This is a genomic window from Pseudomonas sp. TWI929, from assembly GCF_039673335.1.
GTDB lineage: Bacteria > Pseudomonadota > Gammaproteobacteria > Pseudomonadales > Pseudomonadaceae > Aquipseudomonas.
Window position 1 is genome coordinate 1 of sequence record NZ_JBDJLK010000157.1, and the last position, 4,429, is coordinate 4,429.

General features: G+C 61.4%; 5 protein-coding genes, 1 tRNA gene and 1 pseudogene. 3 read left to right on the plus strand and 4 right to left on the minus strand.

Annotated features, from left to right (window positions below; translation table 11 throughout):
- Nucleotides 1-166: 166 nt before the first annotated feature.
- The gene (locus ABE456_RS28160; RefSeq protein ID WP_346646851.1) at nt 167-493 is read right to left on the minus strand and encodes an Arc family DNA-binding protein; all 327 of its coding nucleotides are present in this window, start codon (nt 491-493) and stop codon (nt 167-169) included.
- A 345-nt stretch (nt 494-838) separates the two neighbouring features.
- Between ABE456_RS28160 and phnN the strand changes: the two genes are divergently transcribed.
- The gene (gene phnN / locus ABE456_RS28165; protein WP_346646852.1) at nt 839-1,432 is read left to right on the plus strand and encodes a phosphonate metabolism protein/1,5-bisphosphokinase (PRPP-forming) PhnN; all 594 of its coding nucleotides are present in this window, start codon (nt 839-841) and stop codon (nt 1,430-1,432) included.
- Between the two features lie 111 nt (nt 1,433-1,543).
- Nucleotides 1,544-1,620 (plus strand) — tRNA-Arg (locus ABE456_RS28170).
- A 122-nt stretch (nt 1,621-1,742) separates the two neighbouring features.
- On the opposite strand, the gene ABE456_RS28175 is transcribed toward ABE456_RS28170, so the two are convergent.
- On the minus strand, nt 1,743-2,069 hold the full coding sequence (locus tag ABE456_RS28175) for an AzlD domain-containing protein (RefSeq protein ID WP_346646853.1): 327 nt from the start codon (nt 2,067-2,069) through the stop codon (nt 1,743-1,745).
- On the minus strand, nt 2,066-2,800 hold the full coding sequence (locus tag ABE456_RS28180) for an AzlC family ABC transporter permease (protein WP_346646854.1): 735 nt from the start codon (nt 2,798-2,800) through the stop codon (nt 2,066-2,068). Before ABE456_RS28180 ends, ABE456_RS28175 begins: the two co-directional genes overlap by 4 nt.
- Before the next feature lie 121 nt (nt 2,801-2,921).
- Between ABE456_RS28180 and ABE456_RS28185 the strand changes: the two genes are divergently transcribed.
- Nucleotides 2,922-3,800 (plus strand): LysR family transcriptional regulator, encoded by an 879-nt coding sequence (locus ABE456_RS28185; RefSeq protein WP_346646855.1) that lies wholly within the window; start codon nt 2,922-2,924, stop codon nt 3,798-3,800.
- A gap of 181 nt (nt 3,801-3,981) precedes the next feature.
- On the opposite strand, the pseudogene ABE456_RS28190 reads toward ABE456_RS28185, so the two are convergent.
- Nucleotides 3,982-4,429: pseudogene (locus tag ABE456_RS28190) on the minus strand (dihydrodipicolinate synthase family protein); the annotation flags it as partial.

Here is a 4,429-nt window from a genome sequence, read left to right on the forward strand (position 1 = left end):
GCCGCAAGGCGGCCCCAGCAATAGTTGTTGCGCCGCGGATATCCTGGGGCCGCTTTGCGGCCCTTTCGCGACGCAAGGCCGCTCCCACAAGGGCCGTGTAGATTCTCAGATCACGCCCATAAAAAAAGCCAGCTTACGCTGGCTTTTTTTATGTTCGCTTCCGGCCTCAGGAGGCGTCGGAGGCCATCTCCACATCGTGAGCGATGAGGGCGACCAGCGCGTTCTGCTGGCGGTGCGAAAGTTGGCGGAAGCGTTGCAGTAACTCGCGTTCATGCAGGGACAGTTCAGGGCTATCCAGGCGCATGCTCAGCTCTTCACCCAACGCACCTTCCTGGATAAGGCTCTGTTCCAGGCGCGCGATAATCTCGGAGTTCATGCTGCGGTGATGGTTGCGCGCTACCTCGGCAATGCGCTCACGCATCCCGTCTGGCAGGCGGACGACAAACTTGTCAGCGGTGCGGCTGGAATAAATAGCCTGTTTCATTGGGCGCATATAAATTGACCGGGTTTTGGTTCAGGGGAAGCGGTTCTCAAATTGGCCGCACGGAGTGAATGTACGACCGTGGCGACGACAAAATGTTCAACCGTCAGTGAAAAATGGATGCTCATCTTGCCTCATGGTCGCCGTTTCCTTGGCGTCAATTCTGTGACAAATAGTGAGCCGGATAAAGGCTTTCTGCCAGTACCAATTATCAGAAATGAGCACTGGTTTGAAAAGTTTTACATACTCCGGCCTGCCCAAACGTCAGACTTTTGCCGTCAAAAACTGGTAAAACGCAGCAAAAGGCCTGGAAAACCCCTAGAATGCGCCGGATTCCCTTCATAGAGCATAGTGGCTATGCAACATGACGCAAGCGTACGCCGATCAGGGACAGGCCGGTTGATATTTTTGGTAGGACCGTCAGGATCCGGGAAAGATTCCCTGATCGACGCTTCGCGTGAGCGGTTGGCGGCCGCCGGGGTAGAAATTGCCCGGCGCGTCATCACCCGTTCTGCCGAAGCCAAGGGCGAAGCTGCCCATGGGGTTACGGCTGAACAGTTCGAAACCCTGCGTGCGCAGGGCGCGTTTGCCATGCACTGGCGGGCCAACGGCCTGGACTATGGCATTCCCCGGCAGGTGGACCAGTGGTTGGCGGCGGGTAGGGCGGTGCTGGTGAATGGCTCGCGGGCGTACATGGCCGAGGCGCGCCAGCGTTATCCGGATTTGTTGGCAGTGTTGGTCGAGGTCAAGCCCGAAGTGCTGCGCCAGCGCTTGCTGGCCCGCGGCCGGGAAAGTGCTGAAGAAGTCGAGCTGCGGCTGGCACGTAACGCACGCTTGCAGACCATTGCCGACCCGGCGGTGCATGTGCTGGACAACTCCACTACCCTTGAGGTTGCCGTCGCGGGGTTGTTCGCGTTGCTGCGTGATGAGGGTGTGTTGCCTCGGGCGTAGCAGTGCCAGAAAAGGATTACGCGAAAAAGCCCGGCGCAGACATGACAAACGCGAGCATGCTGGTTAACATGCTTGCCGTCCCGCTGTGCAGCGCTCGCTGCCGGTGTTTGCGTCTCAGTAGCTCAATTGGATAGAGCATCCCCCTCCTAAGGGGAAGGTTGCAGGTTCAATTCCTGCCTGGGACGCCATTTCCTGCTTCTTCTTTACTCCCGCCCCCATCATTGCCTGCCGATTTTTCCTGAGGGTTGTCTTGTCCCAGGCTGCACCGCAGAACCCGCTCCCACAGGGAGTGCGGCAAACCTGGAAGTCCCTACATCCCCCAGTGCTTCAGCGCCCACAACACCCCCATGCCCACCACCAGCGTCAGCATCGTGCTGCGTGTGCGCCAGGCCACCAGCGCAGCCAGTAGCGCCGCCGGTATCTGCGGGTTCATCCAGTCGAACCCGGCATGCCGGTCAGGGAACACTACCGCTGGCAGTACCAGTGCCGCCAGTACGCTGGCCGGTACATACGCCAGTGCTCGGCGAAACAGTGGGGGTATGCGCAACACCGTGTGTAGTTCGATGAACGACAGCCGGATGGCGAAGGTACCCAGGCCGATCAGGGCGAAGGTTATCCATTGGGTCATTTCGCTCATGATGCTTCCTGCTCGGTGTTGGCTTCAGGCATTGCCTGGGGTTTTTTCCAGCTCTCGATGGCCAACCCGGCGATGATGCCGCCCAGCGCGCCAGTCAGCAGGCCGAGGTTGTACGGCAGGTCGGCTGCCAGCACGGCAAGCACGCCACCGGCCAGCGCGGCGCCAAGCGTGGCTGCACTGCGAATGCTGGGGATCAACAGGGCCAGGAACGACAAGGGAATGGCAAAGCCCAGCGACCAGTCTTCAGGGATGCTCGCGCCCAGGTACATGCCTGCCAGCACCGAGAGGTTCCAGCCGAAGAACATGGTGAGCGCCGTACCGGCATAGTAGGGGTAGGCATACTGCCCCAGCCCGCCAGAACCAAGCTTCAGCGAGCACAGTGCAAAGGATTGATCAGACAACATATAGGCCATCGGCCACTTGTGGTGGCGTGGCAGTTGGCCCAGGTGCGGGGCCAGGCTGGCGCTGTACATCAGGAAGCGCAAGTTGATCACCAGTGCGGTAACCACCATGGTCACTGGCAGGGCGGCGTTCTGCATCAACTGCATCACCACCATCTGCGCCGACCCGGAATAGAACAGCAGCGTCATGCCTATGGCATCGGCTGGCGACAGGCCCATGCCGATTGCGGTGACCCCGGTGATGAGGCCGAAGGGCACGATGCCGGAGGTCAACGGCAGGGCATTGTGGGCGCCCTGCCTGAACGCTTGGGTCGCGCTGGGGTACGGCATTTGAGTTCCTTGAAGGTGTTCTGGAGATGCCAGTCAGGCACCTCCACGTTAATGCGCGTGACAGTTGGCCACAACGTCAGATTTCTGGAATAGTAGGCCTAAAAAAAATAGGCCTCATACCGTGTATCTCGATAGCCCCACGCGGCACTCGCTGCAGCTCAATGCCTTGCGCGCCTTCGAAGCATCTGCCCGCCTGGGCGGCTTTGCCCGAGCCGCCCTTGAACTCAAGGTGACCCCAGGTGCCATCGCTGCCTTGGTCAAGACCCTGGAAAGCGAATACGGCGCCGCCTTGTTCGAGCGCCATGCCAAAGGTGTGCGCCTGACGCCTTTGGGCGAAAGCGTAAAAGCCCAGTTCACCGAAGCATTCGACGCAGTGGAAGCTGCGGCGCGCACGCTGCGGCGCCTGGCTGCACCGCAACGGGTGCATATCGTCACCTCCCCGGCGCTGGCGCAGTTGTGGATTGGGCCACGCCTGCCGGAGCTGACCCGCCTGCTGGCGCCCATCGAAATCTCGGTCACGGCGGTGGATGAGCCGCCCAACCTGAAGCGCAGCCCATTCGACCTGTGCCTGTTCTACACCGAAAAGCCCGAGCGCTGGCAGCGCCGGATTGCCACGGAAGAAATCCTGCCGGTATGTGTTCCGGCGCTGGCGGCCAACATCACCCGTCCTGAGGACCTTGACGATGTCCGTTGTATCGCCGATGTGGGTTGGAACGATTGGGCGGTGTGGAGCGGAGCAGTGATGCCCGGGCACAAGTTTGTCGCCCGTGGGCCGGGTTTTTCCCTGTACTCGATTGCCCTGCAGCAGGCGCTGCTGGCCGCCGGGGTGCTGATGGGGCGCAGAAGCCTGGTGCAACGTTACCTGGACAGCGGCGAACTGGTCGCGCCGGTCGGGCATGCGGTGCCGCTGGGCATGACCATCGCCGCATGGCGGCTGCCGGGTGCCAAGGGCAACCAGGTGGTGGCCGCGGTGGAAGAGGCGTTGTTGCATCTGGCTTGAGTGTTTGCCCTGCCGGAACGATCGACGCGGTCCTTGTGGGAGCGGCCTTGTGTCGCGATAGGGCTGCGTAGCAGCCCCGGGGTTTCAGCGCAAAAGCACAAATTGCTGGGGCTGCTACGCAGCCCTATCGCGACACAAGGCCGCTCCCACAGGGGCTGCGGTTCGGCCTCGAAGCAGGTGATCAGGCCAGGTTCTGCTCGGCCGACCAGCTGGCGTACCAGTTGCGGAACAGCGCGTACTGCTGTTCGGCATAGTTGCGCTGGGCATCAGTGAGGGCGTCGGTTTCGTTGAAGTGCAGGCTGTACTCGGTATCACCGTTCAGCACCATCAGGTGCTTGTAGTACAGCACCAGGTCGCAGCCTTCATCGAACGACGACAGCACTGCCAGTGCGGCTTCCAGTTCGCGTGCCAGGCGGCGGGCGCGGGCGTCGCCTTTGGCCGCCTGCTTGCTCAGGCTCACCAGTTGCAGCACTTCCCGTGGCAGGGCGTTGCCGATGCCGGTGATGGCGCCGGTGGCGTTGCAGTTGACGAAGCCATGCACCACCTGGGTGTCGACGCCGACCATCAGGGTTACATCGTCATCCTTGGAGGTGATGTGCTCGGCGGCGTAGCGCAGGTCGGCGCCACCG

Excerpts from the sequence above, each read along its gene's own strand:
- ABE456_RS28160 (WP_346646851.1), bottom strand. The coding sequence starts at position 493 with ATGCGCCCAATGAAACAGGCTATTTATTCCAGCCGCACCGCTGACAAG.
- phnN (WP_346646852.1), top strand. The coding sequence starts at position 839 with ATGCAACATGACGCAAGCGTACGCCGATCAGGGACAGGCCGGTTGATA.
- ABE456_RS28175 (WP_346646853.1), bottom strand. The coding sequence starts at position 2,069 with ATGAGCGAAATGACCCAATGGATAACCTTCGCCCTGATCGGCCTGGGT.
- ABE456_RS28180 (WP_346646854.1), bottom strand. The coding sequence starts at position 2,800 with ATGCCGTACCCCAGCGCGACCCAAGCGTTCAGGCAGGGCGCCCACAAT.